Raw genomic sequence first — 954 nt, forward strand, 5'->3', positions numbered from 1 at the left:
ACAGAGCCTCCAACGACGCCTGAACCGCCAACAACACCCGAACCAACACCGCCAACCGATGCGAATGCGTATGTGGCGGGGACAAATTACAGTGCGGGTGATGTTGTGACTAATGTGGGATCGACATACCAGTGTAAGTCGTGGCCTTATAACTTATGGTGTAGTTCAACACCGAGTGCCTATGAGCCAGGTGTGGGTACCAACTGGCAACAAGCTTGGACAAAACTTTAACTTACTCACAAGCCTCGTTTGCGAGGCTTGTTTCTTTTAGCAGCTAAAGACACAGAGGAGTGAAGTAGGCGTATGGTTGGACGACAGATACGACGTTCAATACGGCTTTCATCTCGCAGATTGAAGTTAATTTAGGTCGAAAAATATCGAGTTTCCTGTCATTATTGCGCCAACTCTTTTGAGCAGAGTGCTCTCGGTGTACGAATCGATGGCTTCGTTCTAAAAGATACAAATAAACAATAGGTAAGTAAAGGTTGTCTGGCGTGTATAAGCGGTCATTTTTCGTTGTAATCAGTCTCATTATTTCATTGGTGTTTTCCACTTTCTCTTTTGCGACCTCTTCAACCTCATTACCTGAGGGATTGAAAGGGGCGCTGTGTATCGTCCGTGCAGATGACAAGTTGGTTTTAGTCAATGAGATCTTAACTCATCAAATTTCTCTTCCCGGAGGAACGATCATTGCGGGTGAGGACCCTGCGGTTACCGCGCAAAGAGAAACTTGGGAAGAAACCGGGCTGGTGGTTACCGTCGGTAAAGTGCTTGGCTACAATGAACAGGCGGTATTCTATGACTGCATTTCTGATTCATCAGTAGTGGCATTCAACTTCAACAATAGTTTAGATGGCAATGAGTCGTTCGGTTGYTTGCCCCACACTACGGCGTTGAAATTGCCTCTGCCATGCTACTGTCTCCTTTGGCGCTTGAAGCGAGTCAATACCGTTA

At 46.4% G+C, this 954-nt stretch carries 2 pseudogenes; both read left to right on the plus strand.

The annotated features are described in order from the left end of the window. Positions 1-231 (plus strand): annotated as a pseudogene (locus CIK04_RS34785) (trypsin); the annotation flags it as partial. A gap of 263 nt (positions 232-494) precedes the next feature. Beyond that, positions 495-954 (plus strand): annotated as a pseudogene (locus tag CIK04_RS29155) (NUDIX hydrolase); the annotation flags it as partial.

The organism is Vibrio sp. 03_296 (genome assembly GCF_002265885.1).